This window comes from Stenotrophomonas sp. CCNWLW162, assembly GCF_037203745.1.
Lineage (GTDB): Bacteria > Pseudomonadota > Gammaproteobacteria > Xanthomonadales > Xanthomonadaceae > Stenotrophomonas > Stenotrophomonas maltophilia_AQ.
In genome coordinates this window covers 42,068-65,845 of sequence record NZ_JBBCBL010000005.1, presented here as the reverse complement: position 1 = coordinate 65,845, position 23,778 = coordinate 42,068, and the positions used below count along the sequence as shown (strand labels likewise).

The 23,778-nt window shown below is 66.5% G+C and carries 27 protein-coding genes and 1 tRNA gene; 20 read left to right on the top strand and 8 right to left on the bottom strand.

Annotated features, from left to right (window positions below):
* Positions 1-8 precede the first annotated feature (8 nt).
* The 16 genes from V9K93_RS15315 to queC all read left to right on the top strand — a co-directional run bounded on the left by V9K93_RS15315 (position 9) and on the right by queC (position 14,266).
* Complete coding sequence (locus tag V9K93_RS15315; protein WP_136639860.1) at positions 9-530, top strand: GNAT family N-acetyltransferase; 522 nt, start codon at positions 9-11, stop codon at positions 528-530.
* Positions 531-605: 75 nt separating this feature from the next.
* A complete protein-coding gene (locus V9K93_RS15310) occupies positions 606-1,238 on the top strand; it encodes an esterase/lipase family protein (protein ID WP_012511900.1) in 633 nt (210 codons plus the stop codon).
* A gap of 162 nt (positions 1,239-1,400) precedes the next feature.
* The gene (locus tag V9K93_RS15305) at positions 1,401-2,132 is read left to right on the top strand and encodes a YebC/PmpR family DNA-binding transcriptional regulator (protein WP_006386270.1); all 732 of its coding nucleotides are present in this window, start codon (positions 1,401-1,403) and stop codon (positions 2,130-2,132) included.
* A 129-nt stretch (positions 2,133-2,261) separates the two neighbouring features.
* On the top strand, positions 2,262-2,783 hold the full coding sequence (gene ruvC, locus V9K93_RS15300) for a crossover junction endodeoxyribonuclease RuvC (RefSeq protein ID WP_006386268.1): 522 nt from the start codon (positions 2,262-2,264) through the stop codon (positions 2,781-2,783).
* 13 nt (positions 2,784-2,796) lie between these two features.
* Positions 2,797-3,390, top strand: coding sequence for a Holliday junction branch migration protein RuvA (ruvA, locus tag V9K93_RS15295; protein WP_005410756.1), 594 nt, complete (start codon positions 2,797-2,799; stop codon positions 3,388-3,390).
* Between the two features lie 49 nt (positions 3,391-3,439).
* A complete protein-coding gene (locus V9K93_RS15290; protein WP_136639861.1) occupies positions 3,440-5,359 on the top strand; it encodes a potassium transporter Kup in 1,920 nt (639 codons plus the stop codon).
* Between the two features lie 487 nt (positions 5,360-5,846).
* The gene (ruvB, locus tag V9K93_RS15285; RefSeq protein WP_046983214.1) at positions 5,847-6,887 is read left to right on the top strand and encodes a Holliday junction branch migration DNA helicase RuvB; all 1,041 of its coding nucleotides are present in this window, start codon (positions 5,847-5,849) and stop codon (positions 6,885-6,887) included.
* A complete protein-coding gene (gene ybgC / locus V9K93_RS15280; RefSeq protein WP_006386170.1) occupies positions 6,877-7,308 on the top strand; it encodes a tol-pal system-associated acyl-CoA thioesterase in 432 nt (143 codons plus the stop codon). Before ruvB ends, ybgC begins: the two co-directional genes overlap by 11 nt.
* Positions 7,309-7,318: 10 nt before the next feature.
* A complete protein-coding gene (gene tolQ / locus V9K93_RS15275) occupies positions 7,319-8,098 on the top strand; it encodes a protein TolQ (RefSeq protein WP_046983215.1) in 780 nt (259 codons plus the stop codon).
* A gap of 24 nt (positions 8,099-8,122) precedes the next feature.
* A complete protein-coding gene (gene tolR, locus V9K93_RS15270; protein ID WP_006386166.1) occupies positions 8,123-8,551 on the top strand; it encodes a protein TolR in 429 nt (142 codons plus the stop codon).
* Positions 8,541-9,596, top strand: a complete 1,056-nt coding sequence (gene tolA, locus V9K93_RS15265; protein WP_136639862.1) for a cell envelope integrity protein TolA — start codon at positions 8,541-8,543, stop codon at positions 9,594-9,596. Before tolR ends, tolA begins: the two co-directional genes overlap by 11 nt.
* 295 nt (positions 9,597-9,891) lie before the next feature.
* Positions 9,892-11,211, top strand: coding sequence for a Tol-Pal system beta propeller repeat protein TolB (gene tolB, locus V9K93_RS15260; protein ID WP_006386162.1), 1,320 nt, complete (start codon positions 9,892-9,894; stop codon positions 11,209-11,211).
* 64 nt (positions 11,212-11,275) lie between these two features.
* Positions 11,276-11,794 carry a peptidoglycan-associated lipoprotein Pal gene (gene pal / locus V9K93_RS15255; protein ID WP_006386160.1) on the top strand — a complete coding sequence of 173 codons (519 nt, stop codon included), beginning with the start codon at positions 11,276-11,278 and terminating at the stop codon, positions 11,792-11,794.
* 3 nt (positions 11,795-11,797) lie between these two features.
* A complete protein-coding gene (gene ybgF, locus V9K93_RS15250; protein WP_046983217.1) occupies positions 11,798-12,616 on the top strand; it encodes a tol-pal system protein YbgF in 819 nt (272 codons plus the stop codon).
* 205 nt (positions 12,617-12,821) lie between these two features.
* Positions 12,822-13,523 carry a 7-carboxy-7-deazaguanine synthase QueE gene (gene queE / locus V9K93_RS15245; protein WP_046983218.1) on the top strand — a complete coding sequence of 234 codons (702 nt, stop codon included), beginning with the start codon at positions 12,822-12,824 and terminating at the stop codon, positions 13,521-13,523.
* A gap of 77 nt (positions 13,524-13,600) precedes the next feature.
* Positions 13,601-14,266 (top strand): 7-cyano-7-deazaguanine synthase QueC, encoded by a 666-nt coding sequence (gene queC, locus V9K93_RS15240; protein WP_049422913.1) that lies wholly within the window; start codon positions 13,601-13,603, stop codon positions 14,264-14,266.
* Positions 14,267-14,341: 75 nt separating this feature from the next.
* On the opposite strand, the gene V9K93_RS15235 is transcribed toward queC, so the two are convergent.
* Positions 14,342-15,298 carry a DUF2268 domain-containing putative Zn-dependent protease gene (locus V9K93_RS15235; RefSeq protein ID WP_136639863.1) on the bottom strand — a complete coding sequence of 319 codons (957 nt, stop codon included), beginning with the start codon at positions 15,296-15,298 and terminating at the stop codon, positions 14,342-14,344.
* Positions 15,299-15,476: 178 nt separating this feature from the next.
* On the opposite strand from V9K93_RS15235, the gene V9K93_RS15230 reads away from it, so the two are divergent.
* Positions 15,477-15,552 (top strand) — tRNA-Lys (locus tag V9K93_RS15230).
* Between the two features lie 75 nt (positions 15,553-15,627).
* On the opposite strand, the gene V9K93_RS15225 is transcribed toward V9K93_RS15230, so the two are convergent.
* Positions 15,628-15,945: a hypothetical protein gene (locus V9K93_RS15225; RefSeq protein ID WP_046983221.1), complete on the bottom strand. Its 318-nt coding sequence runs from the start codon at positions 15,943-15,945 to the stop codon at positions 15,628-15,630.
* A gap of 198 nt (positions 15,946-16,143) precedes the next feature.
* Here V9K93_RS15225 and V9K93_RS15220 point away from each other — a divergent pair, with 198 nt between their 5' ends.
* On the top strand, positions 16,144-16,995 hold the full coding sequence (locus V9K93_RS15220; RefSeq protein WP_337302822.1) for an alpha/beta hydrolase: 852 nt from the start codon (positions 16,144-16,146) through the stop codon (positions 16,993-16,995).
* Between the two features lie 84 nt (positions 16,996-17,079).
* Positions 17,080-18,018, top strand: a complete 939-nt coding sequence (locus V9K93_RS15215; RefSeq protein ID WP_136639866.1) for an alpha/beta hydrolase — start codon at positions 17,080-17,082, stop codon at positions 18,016-18,018.
* Between the two features lie 37 nt (positions 18,019-18,055).
* Here V9K93_RS15215 and V9K93_RS15210 read toward each other — a convergent pair whose 3' ends face one another.
* Entirely contained in the window at positions 18,056-18,481 is a 426-nt protein-coding gene (locus V9K93_RS15210; protein ID WP_046983224.1) for a response regulator, read from the bottom strand.
* Positions 18,482-18,575: 94 nt separating this feature from the next.
* Positions 18,576-19,343 (bottom strand): CPBP family glutamic-type intramembrane protease, encoded by a 768-nt coding sequence (locus tag V9K93_RS15205; protein WP_337302821.1) that lies wholly within the window; start codon positions 19,341-19,343, stop codon positions 18,576-18,578.
* A gap of 149 nt (positions 19,344-19,492) precedes the next feature.
* Here V9K93_RS15205 and V9K93_RS15200 point away from each other — a divergent pair, with 149 nt between their 5' ends.
* Positions 19,493-19,810: a TFIIB-type zinc ribbon-containing protein gene (locus V9K93_RS15200; protein ID WP_136639868.1), complete on the top strand. Its 318-nt coding sequence runs from the start codon at positions 19,493-19,495 to the stop codon at positions 19,808-19,810.
* A 6-nt stretch (positions 19,811-19,816) separates the two neighbouring features.
* On the opposite strand, the gene V9K93_RS15195 is transcribed toward V9K93_RS15200, so the two are convergent.
* The 4 genes from V9K93_RS15195 to V9K93_RS15180 all read right to left on the bottom strand — a co-directional run bounded on the left by V9K93_RS15195 (position 19,817) and on the right by V9K93_RS15180 (position 23,703).
* Positions 19,817-20,329 carry a GNAT family N-acetyltransferase gene (locus tag V9K93_RS15195; protein WP_337302820.1) on the bottom strand — a complete coding sequence of 171 codons (513 nt, stop codon included), beginning with the start codon at positions 20,327-20,329 and terminating at the stop codon, positions 19,817-19,819.
* Between the two features lie 81 nt (positions 20,330-20,410).
* Entirely contained in the window at positions 20,411-21,436 is a 1,026-nt protein-coding gene (locus tag V9K93_RS15190) for a copper resistance protein B (protein WP_337302819.1), read from the bottom strand.
* Positions 21,433-23,244, bottom strand: coding sequence for a copper resistance system multicopper oxidase (locus V9K93_RS15185; protein WP_337302818.1), 1,812 nt, complete (start codon positions 23,242-23,244; stop codon positions 21,433-21,435). Before V9K93_RS15185 ends, V9K93_RS15190 begins: the two co-directional genes overlap by 4 nt.
* 75 nt (positions 23,245-23,319) lie before the next feature.
* Positions 23,320-23,703, bottom strand: coding sequence for a CopL family metal-binding regulatory protein (locus V9K93_RS15180; RefSeq protein WP_046983229.1), 384 nt, complete (start codon positions 23,701-23,703; stop codon positions 23,320-23,322).
* Between the last annotated feature and the right edge of the window lie 75 nt (positions 23,704-23,778).

The following is a 23,778-nucleotide window of genomic DNA, read 5'->3' as shown; positions in this document are numbered from 1 at the left end:
CTCGACCCATGTATTCGATCCGCCGCGCTACCGTGGACGACGCGCCGACCCTGTCGGCGCTGGCCGCCCGCACGTTCACCGAAACCTTCGGACATCTTTATCCGCCACAGGACCTGCAGGCGTTCCTGGAGGAGTCCTATACGGTCGAGCGCCAGCGCACGATCCTGGCCCACCCCGATTACGCGGTGTGGCTGCTGGAACTGGATGGGGAGGCGGTCGGCCATGCCGCCGCCGGCCCCTGTGGCCTGCCGCATCCCGAGGTGAAACCTGGTGACGGCGAACTCAAGCGCCTGTACCTGATCAAGACTCAGCAGAGCTGCGGCTGGGGCAGCCGGCTGCTGGAAACCGCACTGGCCTGGCTGGAACAGGAGGGCCCGCGTACGTTGTGGCTGGGCGTGTGGTCGGAAAACTTCGGTGCACAGCGCTTCTACGCCCGTTATGGTTTCGAGAAGGTCGGCGAGTACCTGTTCCCGGTTGGCGACACGAACGATCTTGAATTCATCCTGCGCCGCGCACCGCGCGAGGCCTGACGTTCACCGCCGCTTGCTGCGCGCGCGTGTCCAATCACCGTACGTTCCTGCCCCGCTGACCGCCAGGCTGTTTGCATGACTCCCCCCGTATTACTGCTGCATGGCATCTGGAATGCCCGCGCCTGGGTCGGGCCGCTGGCCTGGCGCCTGCGTGCGCGTGGCTTCCAGGTGCATGCGTTTGGTTACTCCTCGGTGTTCGGCGGCCCGGATGTGGCCGTGCCGCAGTTGCTGGAGCGGCTGGCCGATGCCGGCCCGCTGTCGCTGGTGGGCCATAGCCTGGGCGGACTGCTGGCGCTGGAGGCATTGCGTCGCAATCCGCAGTTGCCGGTGCAGCGCGTGGTCTGCCTGGGGTCGCCGCTGCGCGGCAGCGGCACGGCGCGCTCGTTGTCCGAACATGGCTGGGGCTTGGCCCTGGGCCGCAGCAGCGATCTGCTGCTGGACGGCCTGCCGGACTGGCAGGGTAAAGCCGAGGTCGGCCTGATCGCCGGTTCGGTCCCGCACGGGCTGGGCAGCCTGCTCGGCGCCATTGACGATGCCTCCGACGGTACCGTGGCGCTGGCCGAGACCCGGCTGCCGGGGCTGGCCGACCATTGCGTGGTGCGTACCAGCCACAGCGGCCTGGTGGTGTCGCCGGATGCGGCCCGGCAGACCGCGCATTTCCTCCGTCACGGTCAGTTCCAGCACGGTCGCGACGCCGCCGCCGCGTAAGTCGGTGGGTGCGAACGACCTCCATCGGTGGGGGCGAACCGTTGGTTCGCACGCTCTTCGCCGGGCCATGCCCGGCGGCATCTGGCCGGCCTCGACACGGTCAACGGGCCCGATCAGGTAGAATCCGCGGCCTTATCCATCAACGCACGTACGGAAAGACCCATGGGTAGAGGCCCCTCCATCGAAAACCGCAAAAACGCGTCTGACGCGAAGCGCGGCAAGATTTTCACCAAGATCATCCGTGAGATCGGCGTTGCCGCGCGCGGCGGTGGAGGCGACCCCAACAACAACCCGCGGCTGCGCGTGGCGATGGACAAGGGCCTGACCGCGAACATGTCCAAGGATGTGATCGAGCGGGCCATCAAGAAGGCCACCGGCGAGCTGGAAGGCGTCGAGTACGAGGAAATCCGCTACGAGGGCTATGCCCCGGGTGGCGTGGCGGTCATCGTCGACTGCCTGACCGACAACCGCGTGCGCACCGTGGCCGATGTCCGCCATGCGTTCAGCAAGTGCGGCGGCAACATGGGCACCGAAGGCTCGGTGAGCTTCATGTTCAAGCGCGTGGGCGTGCTGCATTTCGCCGCAGGTGCCGATGAGGACGCCATTTCCGAAGCGGCCATCGAGGCCGGTGCGGACGATATCGTGGTCTATCCCGAAGATGGCGCGATCGACGTGCTCACCGCCGCAGACAGCTACCACGCGGTCAAGGAAGCGATGGAAGCGGCCGGGCGCACGCCGGATCATGCGGAACTGACCTTCCGTGCCGACAACGACATCAAGGTCGAAGGCGACACCGTCCTGCAGGTCAAGAAGCTGCTGGACATGCTGGAAGACCTCGACGACGTGCAGGATGTGTACTCCAACGCCGATCTCGGCGCGGACGCGTACGCCTGAACGGACGCATCACCGGTCGCCTTTGGCGGCCGGTGAGCGGACAATGCGCACCATGATGACCCCAGCCGTTTCCTGCCATTGCCGCTGCCAGCGTCCGTTCCGGACCTTCGGCAGCCGCGTGTGTGCCGCATGACCCGTATTCTTGGCATCGACCCGGGTTCGCAGCGGACCGGGGTCGGCATCATCGATGTCGATGCCACCGGCCGGGTGAGCCATGTGCATCACCAACCGCTGGTGCTGCTGGGCGCCGATGACTTCCCGCAGCGGATGAAGCTGCTGGTACTGGGCCTGGCCGACCTCTGCCGTGAGTACGAACCACAGGAAGTGGCCATCGAACGCGTGTTCATGGCACGCAACCCCGATTCGGCGCTGAAGCTGGGCCAGGCCCGTGGCGCGGCGATTTCGGCCGTGGTGCTGCGCGACCTGCCGGTGCACGAATATGCCGCCAGCGAGATCAAGCTGGCAGTGGTTGGCCGTGGCGGCGCCGAAAAGCAACAGGTTCAACACATGGTCGGGCTCATGCTCAACCTGAAAACCAAGCTGCAGGCCGACGCGGCCGACGCGTTGGCGGTGGCCATCACCCATGCCCACGTAAGGGCAACGGCCAACCGCCTGGGGCTCAGTGCCCGCCAGGCGTGGGGCCGCAAATGAGGAGCTGCACGCAATGATCGGTCGACTGCGCGGCATCGTCGCCTACAAGGCGCCGCCGTGGCTGGTGGTGGACGTGAACGGAGTGGGCTACGAGCTGGAGGCGCCGATGAGCACCTTCTACGACCTGCCCGAACTCGGCCGCGAGGTCACCCTGTACACCCATTACTCGCAGAAGGAAGACAGCGTCTCGCTGTACGGCTTCCTGCGCGAGGGCGAGCGCAGGCTGTTCCGCGACGTGCAGAAGGTCAGCGGCATCGGCGCGAAGATCGCGCTGGCCGTACTGTCCGGCGTCACCGTCGAAGAATTCGCCCGCATGGTCCAGGCCGGCGACATCACGGCGCTGACCCGCATCCCCGGCATCGGCAAGAAGACCGCCGAGCGCATGGTGCTGGAACTGCGCGACCGCGCGGCGCAGTTCGGTGCCGGTGGCGCGCTGCCGACCGGCAGTGGTCCGGCCCCGGCCGATCCGCTGTCCGATGCCACCGTGGCCCTGCAGCAGCTGGGCTACAAGCCGGCTGAAGCGGCGCGGATGGCCCGCGATGCCTTCAATGAAGGTGACGAAGTGGCCACCGTGATCCGCAAGGCGCTGCAGTCGGCGTTGCGCTGACCCGCTTTCCTTCCCCTCAACGAACCGCCTGAGCTTCGCCAGGAGTCCCATGTCCAGCAGTCAAACCCCGCACGCAGCCGCCCCCGGCGGCCACGGTCACGCCCCTCCAGCAGGAGGCCTGGCGCTGATCATCGGTGCGATCGGCGTGGTCTTCGGCGATATCGGCACCAGCCCGCTGTACACCCTGAAGGAGGCGTTCTCGCCGCACTACGGGCTCAACAGCGACCATGACACCGTGCTGGGCGTGCTGTCGCTGGCGTTCTGGGCGCTGAACATCGTGGTCACCCTGAAGTACGTGACCATCATCATGCGCGCCGACAATGACGGCGAAGGCGGCATCATGGCGCTGATGGCGCTGACCCAGCGCACGCTGCGCAACGGGTCGCGTTCGGCCTATGTGGTCGGCATCCTCGGCATCTTCGGCGCCTCGCTGTTCTTCGGCGATGGGGTGATCACCCCGGCGATATCGGTGCTGGGTGCGGTCGAAGGCCTCGAGGTCGCTGCGCCCGGGCTGCACGCCTTCATCGTGCCGATCACCGTGGTGGTGCTGCTGGCCGTGTTCGCGGTGCAGCGCTTCGGTACCGCGAAGATCGGCAAGCTGTTCGGCCCGATCACCTCGATCTGGTTCATTTCGCTGGCCGCGATCGGCATCTACAACATCGTCGACGCGCCGGAAGTGCTGAAGGCGTTCAACCCGTGGTGGGCGATCCGCTTCTTCATGGAGCACGGCTGGCACAGCATCTTCATCCTCGGCGCGGTGGTGCTGGCGGTGACCGGTGGCGAGGCGCTGTATGCCGACATGGGCCACTTCGGTGCCAAGCCGATCCGCCACGCCTGGTACTTCTTCGTGCTGCCCTGCCTGGTGCTGAACTACCTGGGGCAGGGCGCGCTGGTGCTCAACCATCCCGAGGCGGTGAAGAACCCGTTCTTCGAGGCGGTGCCGTCGTGGGCGCTGTACCCGATGATCATCCTGGCCACGATGGCTGCGGTGATCGCCTCGCAGTCGGTGATCACCGGTGCGTTCTCGGTCTCGCGCCAGGCCATGCAGCTGGGCTACATCCCGCGCATGCGCATCAAGCACACCTCGCACGACACCATCGGCCAGATCTACATCCCCGGCATCAACTGGGGCATCGCGGTGATGGTGATCGGCCTGGTGCTGGCCTTCCGCAGCTCGTCCAACCTGGCCGTGGCCTACGGCATCTCGGTGTCGGCCACCATGCTGATCGATACCCTGCTGCTGGCCCTGGTCGCACGTTCGCTGTGGCCCAAGGCACGCAACTGGATCCTGCCGCTGTGCGTGGTGTTCTTCATCATCGATCTGGGCTTTGTCATCGCCAACGGCGCCAAGCTGCTGCAGGGCGCCTGGTTCCCGGTGGTGCTGGGCATCTTCCTGTTCACCATGATGCGCACCTGGCGCCGTGGCCGCGAACTGCTGCGCGACGAGATCCGCAAGGACGGCATCCGCATCGACACCTTCCTGCCGGGCCTGATGCTGGCGCCGCCGGTACGCGTACCGGGCACGGCCGTGTTCCTGACCGCCGATCCGACCGTGGCCCCGCATGCGTTGATGCACAACCTCAAGCACAACAAGGTGCTGCACGAGCGCAACGTGTTCCTGCACGTGGTGACCCTGCCGGTACCGTATGCGCCGGAGGGGCAGCGCCTCAAGATTGAATCGGTGGGCGACGAGTTCTACCGGGTCTACGTGCGCTTCGGCTTCATGGAGACTCCGGACGTACCATTGGCGCTGATGCGTTCGTGCGACCACGGCGGCATCTACTTCGACCCGATGGACACCACCTTCTTCGCCAGCCGCGAAACCATCGTCGCCACCGCCAACCGCGGCATGCCGATCTGGCGCGACAAGCTGTTCGCGCTGATGCATCGCAACGCCGCCCCGGCGACTGGGTTCTTCCGGATTCCGGGCAACCGGTTGGTGGAGCTCGGAGCGCAGGTGGAGATTTAATCTCCACCTGCGCTACGTCCCACGATTTGCTGCGCAAATCGTGGGCCCCGCCCGCATTCCACCTTATCCCCCCGCCTGTCGGCGCGCCCCCTTGAACAACAAGGGGGCTCCGCTTGCGGAGACGGTGCGCTCTGGAAGCAGAGTCCACTCGGCTCCTCAGGTCTATCCGCGCATGGCGTGGATCTACCGTGTCGACCAAGGTCGACACCTACCAGATCCGCCCCGTGCCGACCGACGGTCGGCACCCACCATCAGCAGCAGGTTCCAACAGATCGCGGCCAACTGTCGAAGGCGGGGTGGGTCCGGTTGCGGGGGCGTGAGCCGCATGGATGCGGCGACCGAGCTTACATGGACGTACTTGCAGCGTCCCCCGCTGCCGGACCCACCCCGCCATTCCTCAGTAGCCCGGCCTTTGACGTTGCTTCGTCTTCTGCGGGTGCCGGGCGCAGCCCGGCCGAAACCCGTACTTTTGCCGCATAATCAGCACATGACCGACGACCGCATCATCGCCGCCGGCGCCACCCGCGAGGATGACGCCGCCGACGCCAGCATCCGCCCCAAGCGCCTTGCCGACTACCTCGGCCAGGTGCCGGTGCGCGAGCAGATGGAGATCTACATCCAGGCGGCCAAGGGGCGTGGCGACGCGCTGGACCACGTGCTGATCTTCGGGCCGCCCGGCCTGGGCAAGACCACGCTCAGCCATGTCATCGCCAACGAACTGGGCGTGGCCCTGCGGGTCACCTCTGGCCCGGTGATCGAAAAGGCCGGCGATCTGGCCGCACTGCTGACCAACCTGCAGCCGCACGATGTGCTGTTCATCGACGAAATCCATCGCCTGTCGCCAGTGGTCGAGGAAGTGCTGTACCCGGCGATGGAAGACTTCCAGATCGACATCATGATCGGCGAGGGTCCCGCCGCCCGCTCGATCAAGATCGACCTGCCGCCGTTCACCCTGATCGGTGCCACCACCCGTGCCGGTCTGCTGACCGCGCCGCTGCGCGACCGCTTCGGCATCGTCCAGCGCCTGGAGTTCTACAGCGTTGAAGAGCTGACCCGCATCGTGCGCCGCTCGGCGGCGATCCTGGCCATCGACTGCACCGCCGATGGCGCTGGCGAGATCGCGCGCCGCGCGCGCGGCACCCCGCGTATCGCCAACCGCCTCCTGCGCCGCGTGCGCGACTATGCGCAGGTGAAGGCCGGCGGCCACATCGACGAAGCCGTGGCTCAGGCTGCGATGAAGATGCTCAAGGTCGACCCGGAAGGCTTCGACGAGCTCGATCGGCGACTGCTCAAGACCATGGTTGATTACTTCGACGGCGGCCCGGTCGGCATCGAATCGCTTGCTGCGGCGCTGTCTGAAGAGCGCGGCACGCTGGAAGACGTGGTCGAGCCGTACCTGATCCAGCAGGGTTTCCTGGTGCGCACCGCGCGTGGCCGCATGGCCACCCACAAGGCCTACCGGCACATGGGCCTGAAGCCGAAGAACCCGCCGCAGGACCTGTTCGCCGAGGTTCCCGATGTCGGTTGAGCCCCGATTCAGTTGGCCGACACGCATTTACTGGGAAGATACCGACGCAGGTGGCGTGGTCTACCACGCCCGCTACGTGGCCTTCATGGAACGGGCCCGGACCGAATGGATGCGTGCGCTGGGCTATGGCCAGGAGCGCATGCGTGCCGAGCACGGGATGGTCTTCGCGGTGCGTTCGATGCAGATGGATTTCATCAAGCCGGCACGGCTGGATGACACCCTGCAGGTGAGCGCAACGCTGGTCCAGCTGAAGAAGGCCAGCATGGCCTTCGACCAGCAGATCCTGCGCGACGGCGAGCTGCTGCTGTCGGCCCAGGTCCGCATCGCCGCACTGGAAGCGGCCAGTTTTCGCCCGCGTGGCATGGACGAAGCCGTCCTTGCCGTGCTGAAACCCCACCTCCACCCCGAATCCGAACATTGAGGAACAACGGATGATCGCAACGCTCCTGGCCCTGCAGGCCACGGTCACCGAGGCATTGCCGGCCGACGTCAGCAACGCCGCGACACAGACCCTTGCCCAGGCCACCACCGGCGGCGGCATCAACTACCTCGAACTGATGGCCAAGGCCAGCCTGCCGGTGAAGATCATCGTGCTGGCGCTGCTGGTCGGCTCGTTCGTCAGCTGGGTGATCATTTTCCGCAAGGCCCGCATCTTCAAGCAGGCCACGCGCGAAGCCGACGAGTTCGAGAACCGCTTCTGGTCCGGCGCCGACCTGGGCAAGCTGTACAGCTCTGCCACCGACCGCAGCCGCAATGTCGGAGGCCTGGAGGCGATTTTCGAAGCCGGCTTCCGCGAATACAGCCGCCTGCGCGACAAGCGCCGGCTGGACGGCCGTGCGCAGCTGGAAGGCGCGCAGCGTGCCATGCGCACCACCTACACGCGCGAAGTCGACCAGCTCGAACGCAACCTGGAACTGCTGGCCAACATCGGCTCGACCGCCCCCTACGTGGGCCTGGTCGGCACCGTGTTCGGCATCATGGTGACCATGCACGACATGATCAGCAGCGGTGCGCAGGCCGGTATTGCCGCCGTCGCGCCGGGCATCTCCGAAGCACTGTTCGCCACCGCCATCGGCCTGTTCGTGGCGATTCCGGCGGTGTGGGCCTACAACCGCTTCACCACCCGCGTGGAGCGCATGTCGGTGCGTTTCGAGACCTTCGCCGACGAGTTCAGCTCGATCCTGCAGCGCCAGAGCGCTGGCGACGAGTAAGCGCCTGACCCGGGAGTCCATGCCATGTCCGCTGCCATCGGTCGCCGCAAGCGCCGCAAGCTGAAATCGGAAATCAACGTCGTTCCCTACATCGACGTCATGCTGGTGCTGCTGATCATCTTCATGGTCACCGCGCCGCTGCTCACCCTGAGTTTTGATGTCGACCTGCCCAACTCCAACGCCAAGGCGCTGGAGAGCAAGCAGGACCCGGTGATCGTCTCGGTGCGCCAGGACGGCCAGCTCAGCCTGAAGCTGCCTGACGCCAAGGAGCCGACCGCCGTGTCGGCCGAGGAACTGGAAGGCCGCCTGGCCGGCATCGCTGCCCAGGACAAGGGCGTGCGCGTGATCGTCGCCGCCGACCGTGCCGTGGCCTATGAAAAAGTCATTGCCGCGATGGATGTGATCAAGCGCGCCAAGGTAGACAAGGTAGGCCTGGCCACCGATGCACGCTGACGCCCTGCCACCCCCGCATCAGCGCGAACCCGGCTGGGGCCTGCCCCTGGCCCTGGCCGTGCTGGTGCACCTGCTGGTCGCGCTGATCTTTATCGGCGCCTGGCTGTGGTCGCCCCAGCGCAACACCGATGCCGCCGCCGGCGATCCGTCGGTCGAGGCCAGCCTGGCGCTGTCCTCGTCCGAGGCCGCTGCCGCGCGCCAGGCCCTGCGCCAGTCGGAGAAGCTGGAAGACCTGCCACCGCCGGTGGCCGAGCCGATCCCGGTGCCGGAAGACACCATCCCGCCGCCGCAGCCGATTCCCGAGCCGCGCCCGCAGGACGCCCCCACGCCTCAGCAGCAGCAGGCGCAGGAGCGTGTCGCGCAGCCGGACACCAAGGATCAGGAAGCGGTGAGCGCACTGGCCATCTCGCAGGAGAAGGCCAAGCAGGAACAGGAAGCCAAGCGCCGCCAGGAGCAGATCGACCTGACCGAACGCAAGCGTCAGGAAGAAGCGGAGCAGAAGCTGCGCCTGGCCAAGCAGCAGGAAGCGGACGAGAAGAAGAAGCAGGCCGAGCAGGAACGCGTGGCGGCTGACAAGGCCGAGGCCGAAAAGCAGAAGAAGATCGCCGAGATCCGCGCCCGCCGCGAGCAGGCCGAGAAGGAAGCCAAGCTGGCCGAGCAGAAGCTGCGCCAGGTCGCCGCCGCGCGCAACGCCGCCGGCAGCGCCGCCGCCGGTGCCAGTGGTGCGGCACAGCCGGCTGGCGGTGGTGGTGGCACCAGCGATGACCTTTCTGCCAAGTACGCCGCCGCGATCCAGGCCAAGGTGCTGTCGCAGTGGGTACGTCCGGATACGGTGCCACTGGGCCAGCGCTGCACCATTACCATCACCCAGATTCCGGGTGGCACGGTGATGCAGGCCAAGGTCAGCCCGAACTGCCCATACGACGAGGCCGGCAGGCGTTCGATCGAGGCCGCGGTGCTCAACGCCCAGCCGCTGCCGTACCGCGGGTTCGAGTCTGTGTTCGCGCGCACGCTCAACTTCACCTTTACCGCCCAGGATCGCTGAGGCGGGCAGGGCAGGGTGGCCGTCGGGCCACCTGCGCCCACGGATGTCGCGCTTGCCTCTGGCGGGCCCGGTTTCAGCCGGGCAGGCTGGGTGTCGCCCGGGAACGCCGCCTTTCGAGGGGGCCGTGATCGGGGCCGACGAGGCCGGTGGGTGCGATGTTAGCCACGACGTTAACGGTGCGTGAGAGAACGGGCTGGAACTGACCCGGAATTCACGTACCCTTGGTTCATGATTGCGAAGCGGTTCACTTCCGCTTTGCTATCCCTCGTTCCGGTTTCCCCCTATTGAGCGCTCCATGAAAAAGATGCCTCGCTGGCTTGCCGTGTTTGCGGCCCTGTTGCTGCCCTTTGCTGCCGTTGCGCAGCAGAAGGGGCTGGATATCGACATCATCGGCGGCAATGCCTCCGCGCTGCCGATCACCGTTGTGCCGATGCCCTACCAGGGGTCTTCGGCCGCACCGCAGACCGACGTCGCCGGCGTGGTCCGTGCCGACCTTGAGCGTTCGGGCCAGTTCCGCACGCTGCCGGAAGCGCAGATCGTCGAGAAGCCGGTGCGCGGCGGCGACATCCAGTTCGCCACCTGGCGCGCGCTGAAGCAGAACTACATCGTGGTCGGCCGCGTGCTCGACGCCGGTGCCGGCGCCTACCGCGTCGAGTACGAGCTGTTCGACGTGCCCAAGGGCGAGCGCCTGCTGGGCCTGGCGATGACCGCCCGTGGCAATGCCATGCGTGACGTCGCCCACCAGATGGCCGATGCCATCTACGAGAAGATCACCGGTGTGCGCGGCGCCTTCTGGACCCGCATCGCCTATGTGACCGCCAGCGGCAAGGGCGATGCCATGCGCTATGCGTTGATGGTGGCCGACTCCGACGGCTTCAATCCGCAGACCATCGTGCGTTCGGCCGAGCCGCTGCTGTCGCCGTCGTGGAGCCCGGATGGCAGCAAGCTGGCCTATGTCAGCTTCGAACGTGGCAACTCGGCCATCTACATCCAGAACATCGGCACCGGCGCGCGTGAGCTGGTCACCAGCTTCCGTGGCATCAACAGCGCCCCGGCGTTCTCGCCGGATGGCCGCAAGCTGGCCCTGACCCTGTCGCGTTCGGGCAACCCGGAAATCTACGTGATGGACCTGGGCAGCAAGCAGCTGGCCCAGCTGACCAACCACTTCGCCATCGACACCGAGCCGACCTGGGCGCCGGACGGCAGCGCGGTGTACTTCACTTCCGACCGCGGTGGCCGTCCGCAGGTCTACAAGGTGGGTGCGGGCGGCGGCAGCGCCGAGCGCGTGACCTTCCAGGGCAACTACAACGCCAAGCCTTCGGTGTCCTACGATGGAAAGAAGATCGCCGTCGCCCAGGGCTCGGGCAACAGCTACAAGATCGCGATGATGGACAGCTCGCTGGGTTCGCCCCGCTGGAGCACGCTGTCCCCCGGTTCGCTGGATGAGTCTCCGAGCTTTGCGCCCAACGCAAGCATGGTGTTGTACGCCGCCCGCGAGGGTGGCCGTGGTGTGCTGTACGCCGTTTCGGCCGATGCGCGCGTGCGCCAGCGGTTGGTTCTGGCTGACGGAGATGTGCGCGAACCGGCATGGTCCCCATACCGTACCCAGCGCTAAAAGAGTGTTAATATTTTCGCTGTCTTGATCCCCTCATCGGCCTAGGAGCCACAAAGGTATCGCCATGAACAAGTCCACCCGCGTTCTGCTTGTTTCCCTGCTGTCTGTGGCCGTCCTGGCCGGTTGCTCGAAGAAGGTCAAGGAAGAGCCGCAGGCTCCGGTTGACACCGGCACCTCGACCACCACCCCGACCGGTCCGTCCACCTCCGGCCTGTACGGCCCGGGCGACCTGGACACCGATGCCTGCCTGCGTCAGCGCGTTGTCTACTTCGACCTGGACAAGGAAGACGTGAAGCCGGAATTCCAGGCCATCATGGCTTGCCACGCCAAGTACCTGCGTGACCGTCCGTCCTCGCGCATCACCCTGCAGGGCCACACCGACGAGCGCGGTTCGCGCGCGTACAACCAGGCCCTGGGCGAGCGTCGTGGCAACGGCGTCAACTCGGCGCTGCAGGCCAACGGTGGCTCGGCTTCGCAGCTGACCGTCGTGTCCTACGGTGAAGAGCGTCCGGTCTGCACCGAGTCGAACGAGTCCTGCTGGTCGCAGAACCGTCGCGTCGAAATCGTCTACACCGCGCAGTAATCCATGCGCATTGGCATCAAATTGATGCTGGTCGTTGCGGCAGCCCTCGTGGCTGCCGCACCGGCGCATGCACAGCGACAGAGTCTGGCCGACCGTGTCGGCGCGATCGAGCAGCAGATGTACAACAACAGTGCCAACCAGGACCTGTTGAACCAGATCAACCAGCTGCGGCAGCAGGTGACCAGCCTGCAGGCCTCGATCGAGCAGTTGCAGCACGACAACGCCCAGCTCAAGCAGTCCGCCCAGGACCAGTACCTGGATCTGGACAGCCGCCTGAACCGGTTGGAAGGGGGCAATGCCGCCCCGGCCCTGCCGCCCGTTCCGGCGAGCGCGCCGAAGGCCGCCCCGGCCCCGGCAAAACCCGCAGCGGCGGCCACTTCCGAGCGGCCGCCTTCCGTCCATGGTGATGCCGGCAGCCTTGCCGCCACCGGCGACGAGCGCACCACCTACAACGTCGCCTTCGATTCGTTGAAGGCCGGCAAGTACGATGATTCGGCGCAGCTGTTCCTGAGCTTCCTGCAGCTGTACCCGAACGGTGTCTACGCGCCGAACGCGCTGTACTGGCTGGGCGAGAGCTATTACGCCACCCGCAATTTCCCGATGGCCGAGACTCAGTTCCGTGAACTGCTCTCGCGCTATCCGACCCACGACAAGGCCGCTGGCGGCCTGCTCAAGGTCGGCCTCTCGCAGTACGGCGAGGGCAAGGTCGACCAGGCCCAGCAGACGCTGGAGACCGTCGTGGCGCAGTACCCCGGCTCGGACGCCGCGCGCACCGCGCAGGACCGCCTGCAGTCGATCCGCCTCGGCAAGCAGATCCGCTGATCCACTGACCGGGCGTACAATACGTGTCCTGTAGAGCCGAGCCCATGCTCGGCTGCTTTCGTTTCCGGACCGGCAAACCCGTCCGGATCCGGTAGCGCCGGGCCATGCCCGACCGGCCGCTGTTGTAGAGCCGAGCCATGCTCGGCTGCTTTCGTTACCGGCCACGGTAGCCCATCCGCCACGTGTCCCACCAAGAAGTCCCGCCATGACCGCCGTTACCCCGTCCAGCGCCGCCGCCACACCCAGCGAGATCGTGCAGTCGCCGCTGCCACGCCTGAAGATCACCGAGATCTTCACCTCGCTGCAGGGCGAAGCCGATACCGCCGGCTGGCCGACCGTGTTCGTGCGCCTGACCGGCTGCCCGCTGCGCTGCCAGTACTGCGACACCGCCTACGCCTTCCATGGTGGCACCTGGTGGGACATCGACGACATCGTGGCCGAGGTGCTCGCCCAGGGCGTGCGCCATGTCTGCGTGACCGGTGGCGAGCCGCTGGCGCAGAAGCGCTGCCTGGTGCTGCTGCAGAAGCTGTGCGATGCCGGCATGGACGTCTCGCTGGAAACCTCCGGCGCACTGGACGTCAGCGCGGTGGACCCGCGCGTGTCGCGCGTGGTCGACATCAAGACGCCCGGTTCGGCCGAAGCTGCCCGCAACCGCCTGGAAAACCTGCCGCTGCTGACCGCGCGCGACCAGATCAAGTTCGTCATCTGCAGCCGCGAGGACTACGACTGGGCCAAGACCATGCTGGCCGAGCACGACCTGGTGAAGCGTTGCACCGTGTTCTTCTCGCCCAGCAAAGGCGAGATCACCGCGCGCCAGCTGGCCGACTGGATCGTGGAAGACCGGCTGCCGGTGCGGTTCCAGATGCAGTTGCATAAAATCCTGTGGAACGACGAACCGGGCCGATGAGCCCACGCAGCGTTCCCTGATGTAGCTCCGGCGCGGGACAGCGTGCTGGCTTTTCCCCCAAACCGGAAGATTGACCCATGAAGAAGGCAGTCGTGCTTCTCTCCGGCGGCATGGATTCAGCCGCCGTCATTGCCATGGCCCAGGAACAGGGCTTTGCCGTGCATGCCCTGAGTGTGCGTTACGGCCAGCGCCACACCTCTGAACTGGACGCCGCCGCCCGCGTGGCCAAGGCCCAGGGCGTAATCGCGCACAAGACCGTGGACGTGGACCTGCGCAGCATCGGTGGCTCGGCGCTGACCGACGATATCGACGTGCCCGAAGCCGGCGGTGCCGGCATCCCGGTCACCTACGTACCGGCGCGCAACACCATCATGCTGTCGCTGGCCTTGGGCTGGGCCGAAGTGCTCGGTGCCAACGACATCTTCTGTGGCGTCAACGCCGTGGACTACTCCGGCTACCCGGACTGCCGCCCCGAGTTCGTGGCCGCGTTCCAGGCGCTGGCCAACCTGGCCACCAAGTCCGGCGTGGAAGGCGCGGGCATCAAAGTGCACGCACCGCTGCAGTTCCTCAGCAAGGGCCAGATCGTCAGCGAAGGCGTACGCCTGGGCGTGGACTTCGGCCTCACCGTGTCCTGCTACAACGCCGACGCCAACGGCGCCGCCTGCGGCCACTGCGACGCCTGCCGCCTGCGCGCGCAGGGCTTCACCGAGGCCGGTGTAGCCGACCCGACGCTGTACGCCTGACCGCGGATACGCCGGCAGGTTTGATTCTGGTAGTTGCCAACCTTGGTTGGCACTTCCACCGGGCACGGCCCGGCGCTACCGCTGCCGCAACCACCCCGATGCCGCGATGAAGGCACGCACCGCCTCGGGATCGTTGTAGTCCAGCTCGATCATCCGCGCGATGCCCGCCTTTTCATCGGCCTGCTGCCGCATGTACTCCTGCGCGATGCGGTAGCCGGCGTAGTAGCCCACATCACTCACCCCGAACGGATTGCGGGCGCTGTTGTACAGCCAGTTGTCGAGATTTTCCCCATCCATCTCAGCAATGAAGCGCGTGCGGATGTCCGCTTCGTGTGTTGCGCCGTAGTCGTAGAAGGGTAGTGCCGGCCGGCGCCCGCTGATGCGCTCCGCCAAATACTCGGCCACGCCCTCGCGCACCGCGTACTGGGCCAGCCTACCCGTGGTCTCACGCTGCTGCGTGTGCACGTACTCGTGCAGGTTGTTCTGCGCGTTGTTCGCGCCCGGCCGGCTGTCGTAGAAGATCCGCAGGCGGTCGCGCATCTTCGCCGGGAGTTCGCTAACGTCCACGTGCTCATCGCCCAGCGCCATCTCCGCGCCGATCAGCACCTTGTCACCCAGCGTGGTACCACCGGTACGCAGCACGCCCACCGCGTAGGTGATGGTGGCCGGGCGCAGAGCAGGGTAGAGCGCACGGAACGCGGCCAGATCGCGCTCCAGCGAGGCACTGGCTTGCTGCGCGTTGGCGGTGAGCGGGCGTACCGAGGTCCAGAAGCGCGGCCACGCGTTCATGGCCTCGGCGTATTCGCGGGCGGTGTAGTTGCGCACCTGCATCAGCGCATGCAGTCCAGGGCTGCCCGGATCGATGTAGCGCTGCTGGACCAGCGCCACCTGACGCTCAGCATCAGGCTCGGCGCGCACCGCGTCATAGGTGGCCCAGAAGCGGCCGATATCATCGGTGACGACCTGGGACGGGGCGGCCAGTACCGAACACGGCAGCAGCAAGGCAGCAATCAGGCTGAAGGGCAGGCGCATCCGTGGCTCCGAGCGGGGATCATACCTGGGATGCGCAGGAGGCCCGGAAGGTTTAAGCGGGCTCGCCTGGCCGGGTAGTGCCGGCCGCTGGCCGGCACCCGCAACACATCGGGGTTTCACCCGGCCCGGCAAAGTAGGGTAGAATGCCCACCCCGCCGAAAGGCCGGGGAAGTGCAATGGGCCGTTAGCTCAGTCGGTAGAGCAGAAGACTTTTAATCTTTTGGTCGAAGGTTCGAATCCTTCACGGCCCACCATTGCATCCAGTGACCCAGGTCATTCAGGAAGGCACCGCCAAGCGGTGCCTTTTTTGTTGCCCTGGTCCGGTGCCTCTACTTCGTCCGCATTCCCTTGGCTTTTGCGGCTGCTGCGTCGGCAGCCTCCTGTGCGGCCGTTGCTGCCGCATTCGCGGAACGCGCCGCTTCCGCTTGAGCCGCCTCGAAGTCTGCCCGGCGCTGCGCGCTGATCCGGCGTTCCAGTTCTGCAGATGCGACGAAGCTTTCCGGATACTTCGAGGCACAGGCCTGTTGCACCAGTTGTACCGCACGGTCGGACAGGCCGGGTTGGATGTTGCCGAGCAGGCAGTCAGCATACGGTGCAGATGCAGCGGGGCCTGAAGCCAGCGCTGCGATGACCAGGGCATTCAACATGCGTACCTCCTTGTAGGTTTCGATTGGACTACGGTGCGGTCTGGCCCGAGTATGGGCCCGTTCGTGGTGCAGGTGTTCCTCTCATCCACGCAGGGCTTGGATCTACTGAGCATCTGGCAGCGGTAGCGAGCATGCCGAAACCGCCAACGCGCCGGCCCTGACGCTATGCTCGGCATCTTTCCCAGGATGGCTTACCCCATGCGCTTGATCGTGCTGTCGCTTCTGCTGTCCGCTGTCTCCGTCGCGCCCCTGATGGCCGCCGAAACTGCACCGCCCGCGCTGGCCGATGCCGCCGCCCCACTGGTGATCGGCGAGACCTTCAGCATTGAATCGAAGGCGCTGGGCGAAACCCGCCGCATCAACGTCTATCGCCCGCAGCCGTGGGGCCTGGATCCGAAAGCGCCGTTGCCGGTGCTGTACATGGCCGATGGCGGCATCGGCGAGGACTTCCTGCATGTGGCCGGGCTGGTGCAGGTGTTGACCGGCAACGGCAGCATGCGCCCGTTCCTGCTGGTCGGCATCGAAAACACCGAGCGTCGCCGCGACATGACCGGCCCCAGCAACGACCCGCAGGACCAGAAGATCGCGCCGCGCATCGGTGGATCGGCGGCCTACCGCCGCTTCCTGCGCGATGAGCTGATGCCGCAGGTGCGTCTGCGCTACCCGACCACCGACGAGCGTGCGCTGATTGGTGAATCGCTGGCCGGCCTGTTCGTGATCGAGACGCTGCTGCAGGAACCGACACTGTTCAACAGCTACATCGCGCTGGACCCCAGCCTGTGGTGGAACCGGGGCACGATGCTGGCCGCTGCGGCCAAGCAGCTGCCGGCTGTGACGCGCGCGCAGCCCCGTGTGTTCCTGGCCAGCAGCGGACAGCCGGAACTGGCCGCATCCACTGCGCGACTGGCCGAGTTGCTGCAGCAGGCTTCGCCGTCGCCGCTGATGAAGTACCTGCCGCTGCCTGAGGAAACCCACGCCACGATCTATCACCCGGCCGCCCTGCAGGCGCTGCGCACGCTGTTCCCGGCGCCGCCGCCGGCCTCGCCCTGACCCGGCGTGGCACTGCATCGCACGACGTGTGAGGATGCGGTAGCGGCGCCACCCGGGTGCGCCGCCCGCAACGGGAGAGCGTGGATGCAGCGTGTGCGTGGATGGAGTGTGGCGGCCTGCCTGGCCGTGAGTGGCTGCGCGATGTCGGTGGCGCCACCGGCAACGCAAAGTGACGCGAAGGAAAGCGCGGCAGCCGCCGTGCCGGGCGTGGTGCTGCCAGATACCGAAGCATTGCGCGTGCACGATCCTGTGGGCCGCGATTACCCGATCTGGGTGGCGCTGCCGGCCGACTATGCCGCACACCCTGAGAAGCACTATCCGGTGCTGTACGTGACCGATGCGCTTTACAGCTTCCCGCTGGTGCGCAGCGTGCGCAATCTGGTGGGGCAGCAGGGTATCAACATCGAGAATTTCATCCTGGTTGGGCTGCCACCGCAGGAAGGCCTGACCTCGAAGCAGAGTCGCTCGCGCGACTACACGCCCAGTAATCCGGCGCGTACTGCTGAGGGCTATTACAGCGATGACGTCACCTACGGCGGTGCCGCGCACTATCGTGATTTCCTGGCGGCACAGGTGCTGCCGATGGTCGATGCGCGTTATCGCACCGACCCCGCCCGGCGCCTGTTCGCCGGCCATTCCTATGGTGCGCTGTTCGGCGCCTACGTGCTGACCACGCAACCCGACATGTTCAGCACCTACATCCTGTCGAGTCCTTCGTTGTGGTTCGACCAGCTTCTGCTGCCGCGCATGCAGGATGCTGCCGTGATTCCGGTGCAGCCCACGCGCGTGCTGCTGTCGGTGGGCAGCTACGAGACGGACAAGCCAGGGCCGCGCTATTCAACAGGCAACGACATGCTGCGGCAGACCGCGGACTTCACCACCCAGCTGCAGCGCAGTGGCCGCAAGCTGCAGGTGGACAACGTGGTGATCGACGGCGAGGACCATCTCACGGTCTACCCACGGGTGATCACTCGTGCACTGCTGGAGGTGATGCCGGGCGAAGGGCCGTACACCGGCGGTTGATGACCGGTCGCATCCACGCCATGCGTGGATGATTGCCTCAGGCCGCGCTGGCCTGCGGCGGCGGCATCAACGTGGCATCCGCCGCATGGCGGAAACACAGGCGGATGGCATCGAGCAGCTCGCTCATGCTGTACGGCTTGGGCAGGAAGTGGATGCCCTCCCGCAACTGCGGCAGCACGCGGTGCTGGTCCATGCCGGAGGTTACCAGGATCGGCAGCTGCGGCAGGTGCTCGCGCACGCGGTTGGCGGTTTCGATGCCGCTGATGCCGCCCAGGCAGACGTCGGTGAACAGCAGGTCGAACGGTTCGCCGGCGTTGAGCAGGCCCAGTGCGGCCTCGGCGCTGCTGACAGCGGTGACCTGGCAGGCCTGGCTTTCCAGGGCGAGACGACTGAGTTCCTGGGTTTCCTCGGCGTCCTCGATCAGCAGGACGCGCGGTTCCACAAAGCGCTTGGACAGCAACATGACGCGGCAACTCCGGACAACAGGGGGAGCGAAAGGCGCGCAAGTATGCGCAAGCCGGTAGTGATCCCGGCGTGCACGGCAAGCTAAGTGGGCGTTACAACCGCGACTGGCGCCGGCGACGCACGTGCCAGGCCAGGATCGTGACCGCGAGCAGGGCCGTGCCGATGCGCAGGCCGGTAGCCTGCCAGCCCAGTGCAACGGCATCATCGAGGCTGAACACATTCCAGGCCAGGTTCATCGAAACGTGCAGGACCAGGCCGCACCACAGGGTGTCGCCGTCCAGGTGATCAAGCCAAGCGAAGATGAAGCCGCCGAACGCGATGACCGCGCCAATGAACAACGCGATGCCGCCACCGTCGAACCCACCGAAGCCGAGCCAGTGCACCATGCCGAACAGCACCGCCTGCGGCAGCGCGAGCAGCGGCCACGGGCCGCGCACGATCTTCACCAGCAACACGAAGCCGAGGCCGCGGAACAGCACTTCCTCGGCCAGCGGGAACAGCACGGCCAGCATCGTGGCGTCCAGCGCGGTCAGCGCCGTGTTCGGGGTGCCGAGCAGCGCCAGTCCCAGCCAGCAGGGGAGGCTGGCCAGCAGCACCCACGTCGGACCGCGCCAGCCGTTTCCACGTAGGCCGAGGCTGGCCAGCAGGCCAATGCCGCGGGGGCGCAGCAGCGTAGCCAGCAGCAGCGCAACCAGCACTGCCAGTGCGTTGTCCAGCAGGCTGCCGCCATAGGGCAGGGGCAGGGCGGGAATGGGAGTTCCTGCGGCTGCGGCGATATCGCGCAGGTTCAGGCCCAGACCAACGCCCAGCAGGACCAGCAACAGACGTGTGGCGGTGGGCAAGCGGGACAACACTGTCATGTACGCACTCCCTGCGGGACAAGTCCGCAGTGTCGGGCCCTTCGGCATTACCGGCACGCGCCGGAAGTCCCTGTGCCTTCGGTCATGCGTTGCCGCACAGTCATCACCGCGCAGGTACAGTCGATGCCAGACCGACAGGAGCAATGCCGATGCTGTGCCCCGTGTGCAAGACCCAGACCCTGCAGATGGCCGAACGCCATGGCATCGAGATCGACTACTGCCCGAGCTGCCGTGGTGTATGGCTGGATCGTGGCGAACTCGACAAGATCATCGAGCGCGCCACTGACGGTGCAGGTGCCGCCATGCCGCCGCCAGCGCCTGTGCAACCGCAGGCCGCTCCGCCGCCGGTGATGCATCGCGATACCCGTCATCTCGGCCAGCGCCATGATGACAACCGTGGCCAGTACAGCCAGGGCTACAAGAAAAAGAAGAAGGAGAGCTTCCTCTCCGAACTGTTCGATTTCTGACGCTGCTCAGGGCCGGCGCAGGATGAATTCGCGGTCGCGGCTGTCGCCGACGATGAAATCGTACTCGCCGGCCTTGCTGCAGCCATAGCGCGCATAGAAGCGCTGCGCGCCGAAGTTCTCTTCCCACACGCCCACCCACAGGGTGCGGCGGTGTGGCTGGTCCAGCCAGGCCATGAACGCATCCATCATGCGCGCGCCATGGCCGCCGTTCTGGTGTGCGGCCAGGATGTAGAAACGCTTCAGCTCAATGTCGCCCTCGCGCGCATCCGCATGCGGCAGGGTGTTGGCGCCGGCGGCGAGATAGCCGACCACCGAGTCACCGTCCATCAGCAACCAGACCGCACTGCGCGGGTCGGACAGTTCGGTCCGCTGCGGTGCGATGCCGTAGTGCGCCTGCAGGAAATCGTGCAGATCCTGCGGTGGGTACGAGTCGCCCCAGGTCTCGGTGTAGGTGGCGATGGCGATCACCGACAGCGCGTCGGCGTCGGCGAGGGTGGCGCGGCGGATCTGCAACGACATGGCGGTGCCTGCATTGGAACGTGGCGCAGTGTAGCCGGCCCCGGCGGCTGCCGGGGCTGGCCACTGCTCACGTAACGCTGCTCAGAACCACATGCGCACGCCCGCCACCCAGCGCGTGTCGCGCGCGTGGTCACCGGCGTAGTCGGCGGTGTCGCCAAACGTGCGCTCGTGGCTGATGCCGATGTAGGGCGCGAAGCGGCGGCTGAACTCATAGCGCAGTCGCAGCCCGGCTTCGACCTTGTTCAGGCCACGGCCGATGCCATACTCCTTCTCGTCCTTGGCCGCGACTGTAGCTTCCAGCAGGGGTTGCAGGACCAGGCGGTTGGTCAGCAGCACGTCGTACTCGACCTCGGCCTTGGCCAGCACCTGGCCACCGGAGCCCATGTACAGCGTCGCCGAGCTCTCGAACTTGTACGGCGCCAGGCCCTGGATGCCGATCGCCGCCCAGGTGCGTGAATCGGCGGGGCGGAAATCCTGGCGCACACCGACCAGTACGTCCCACCACGGCGATACGCTGCGGCCATACAGCGCTTCCAGCGATGACGACTCGGTGCGGCCACGACTACGCTCGCCATCGGTGCGCAGCCACAGGCGGTTGATGTTGCCGCCGATCCAGCCGGTGGCCTCCCAGGCTTGGCCGTTGCTGCTCTTGCCATCCCAGTGTTCGAGACGGTCGATCAGCAGCAGGCTGTTGATCTCCGGCGCGTGTTCCATCGCACCGTGCGCGATGGGTGGGAACGCGGCGGCGCGGTCGGCATCGGTGGGCACCGGGATCGGTTCGCGCGGTTCGGTCGGTGCGGGTGTGCCGTGCCCCATCGCCGCGTGATCCATCTTGGAATGGTCCATCGCCGCTGGCTGCATCGCGCCATGGTCCATCTTCGAGTGGTCCATGGCCGAGTGGTCCATGCCGGCGTGATCTGCCGCACCCATGTCCATCTTCGAATGATCCATCTTCGAATGATCGACCTGTTCGGCCGGCGTCTTCACGGCCTTCGCGGGCGCGTCCATCGTGTCCATGTCATGGCCGGCATGGGACTGCGCGAACACCGGCAGCGTAGCAGCCAGGCCCAAGGCCAGCAGGCTGGGGGAAAGGAGGGAGCGGCTCATTCTTCGATCCTCACTTCGCGCATCATGCCCGCTTCCATGTGGTACAGCAGATGGCAGTGGTAGGCCCAGCGGCCGAGTGCGTCGGCGCGTACGCGATAGGTGCGGCGTGTACCGGGCGGCATGTCGATGGTGTGCTTGCGCAGCTGGAATTCACCCTGTGCGTTTTCCAGGTCGCTCCACACGCCATGCAGGTGGATCGGGTGCTGCATCATGGTGTCGTTGACCAGCACGATGCGCATGCGCTCGCCGTAGTTCAGCCGCAGCGGTTCGGCCCCGGCGAAGGGAATGCCGTCGAACGACCAGGAGAATTTTTCCATGTGGCCGGTCAGGTGCAGCTCGATCTCGCGGCCGGGCTCGCGGCCATCGGGGTCTTCGAACAGGCTGCGCATCGCACCATAGGTCAGCACCTGGCGGCCGTTGTCGCGCAGGCCGATGCCGGGGTCGTCCAGCTTGGGCTCGGTGGCCGAACTCTGCATGTCCACCAGCGGATTGTTGCGCTCGCTGGCCGGATGCTTTGGCGCTTTGCTGGCGGTCTCGCCGCCGCCATGTGCGCCGTGGCCCATGCTGGCACCGCAGCCGCCTTCCATGCCCTTCATTGCTGCCATGTCGTGGCGGCCGTGGCCACCGCCGCCCATGCCGTGACCCATGTCGCTCATCGTCAGCAACGGGCGCGGATCGCGCGCGGGAATCGGTGCCTGCAGTCCATGGCGCACGGCGAGGGTGCCGGCGGCATAACCAGTGCGGCCCATGTCCTGGCAGAAGATGGTGAAGGCATCCTGGCCGCTGGGTTCCACCAGTACGTCGTAGGTTTCGGCCGGGGCGATGCGGAACTCGTCGATGCTGACCGGATGGATGTACTGGCCGTCGGCGGCGACCACGGTCATCTTCAGGCCGGGGATGCGCACGTCGAAGTAGGTCATCGAGGCGCCGTTGATGAAGCGCAGCAGCACCTTTTCGCCACTGCGGAACAGCCCGGTCCAGTTGCCGGCCGGCGCGGTCCCGTTCATCAGGTAGGTGTAGGTGTGCGCGTTGATGTCGGAGATGTCGCTGGGCGTCATCCGCATCCGGCCCCACATGCCGCGGTCGGACAGGGCGGCGGACCAGCCATCGCGACGCGCGTCGCGCAGGAAGTCGGGCAGGGTGCGCTTGTAGTAGTTGTCGTGCTCGGCGAGCTTCTTCATTCGCCGGAACAGCGCGCCGGGATCCATGTCGGTCCAGTCGGACAGCATGATCACGTGCTCGCGGTCATGCCGGTACGGCGCCGGTTCGGCCGGGTCGATGATCAGCGCGCCGTACAGCCCCGCCTGTTCCTGGAACAGCGAATGGCTGTGGTACCAGTAGGTGCCGGACTGCTTGAGGTCGAAGTGGTAGTGGTAGGTCTCACCGGGGCCGATGCCGTTGAAGCTCAGGCCGGGTACGCCATCCATGTTGGCCGGCAGCAGGATGCCGTGCCAGTGGATCGAGGTCGGGTGGCGTTCCAGCGTATTGCGCACGAACAGGTCCACGGACTGGCCTTCGCGCCAGCGCAGGATCGGTGCCGGCAGCGAGCCGTTGACGGTGATCGCCGGGCGGGTGCGGCCGGTGAAGTTGGCCAGCGATTCGCCGATGGCCAGTTCAAGGCGGGTATCGCTGAGCACGGCCGGGGCACCGGCCAGGCGCGGGGCGGCGCTGGCGGCGGCAAGCGCGCGCTGCGGCACGCCGACAGCGGCGATGCCGGCAACCAAGCCACCGGCGGCGAGGCCCTGTACGAACAGGCGGCGCGACGGCATGGGCACAGCGCCCGGGCCGGGGGGAATGCGGGTATTCATGAGGGTGACTCCAGACACGGAAAGACGCCGGCGGGTAACCGGCTCCAGTGCGCAGGGCGCACGGTGCGTGTGGAATCAGCCGATGGGAGGGCGCGAGATCGGCGGCAGCGGCGGCGCCGGGCGGCCATTGGCCGGCATCGGCTGCGGTGCCAGCGACAACGCCGGGCCAGCCATGACCGGCAACGGCAGCACCACCAGCAGCGGGTGCTGGGCGCAGCTGCGCACGCAGTCCTTGATCTGGCAATGAGCGTCGTGGGCGGGGGCCTTGGCCTGCGGGGCCTCGTCGGCCTGCATGCCGGCGTGGTGGTGGCAATCAGGAGTGCCACCTTCAACAGCAGCGGCTACGGCGTGGGCCATCCGGCCCATTTCCTCGTGACCACTGGCCATGGCCGCGTTCAGCCCGTTGAGCAACAGGCTGAGCATGAGCACGACACGGAGCAGGGTCGAGGCCAAGGACATGACACTAATCTAGCTGCAAGTGGGCGCGGATGCACTTCCGGCTGAATGGCCGGTTCAAGGTTGGAGCAGCACCAA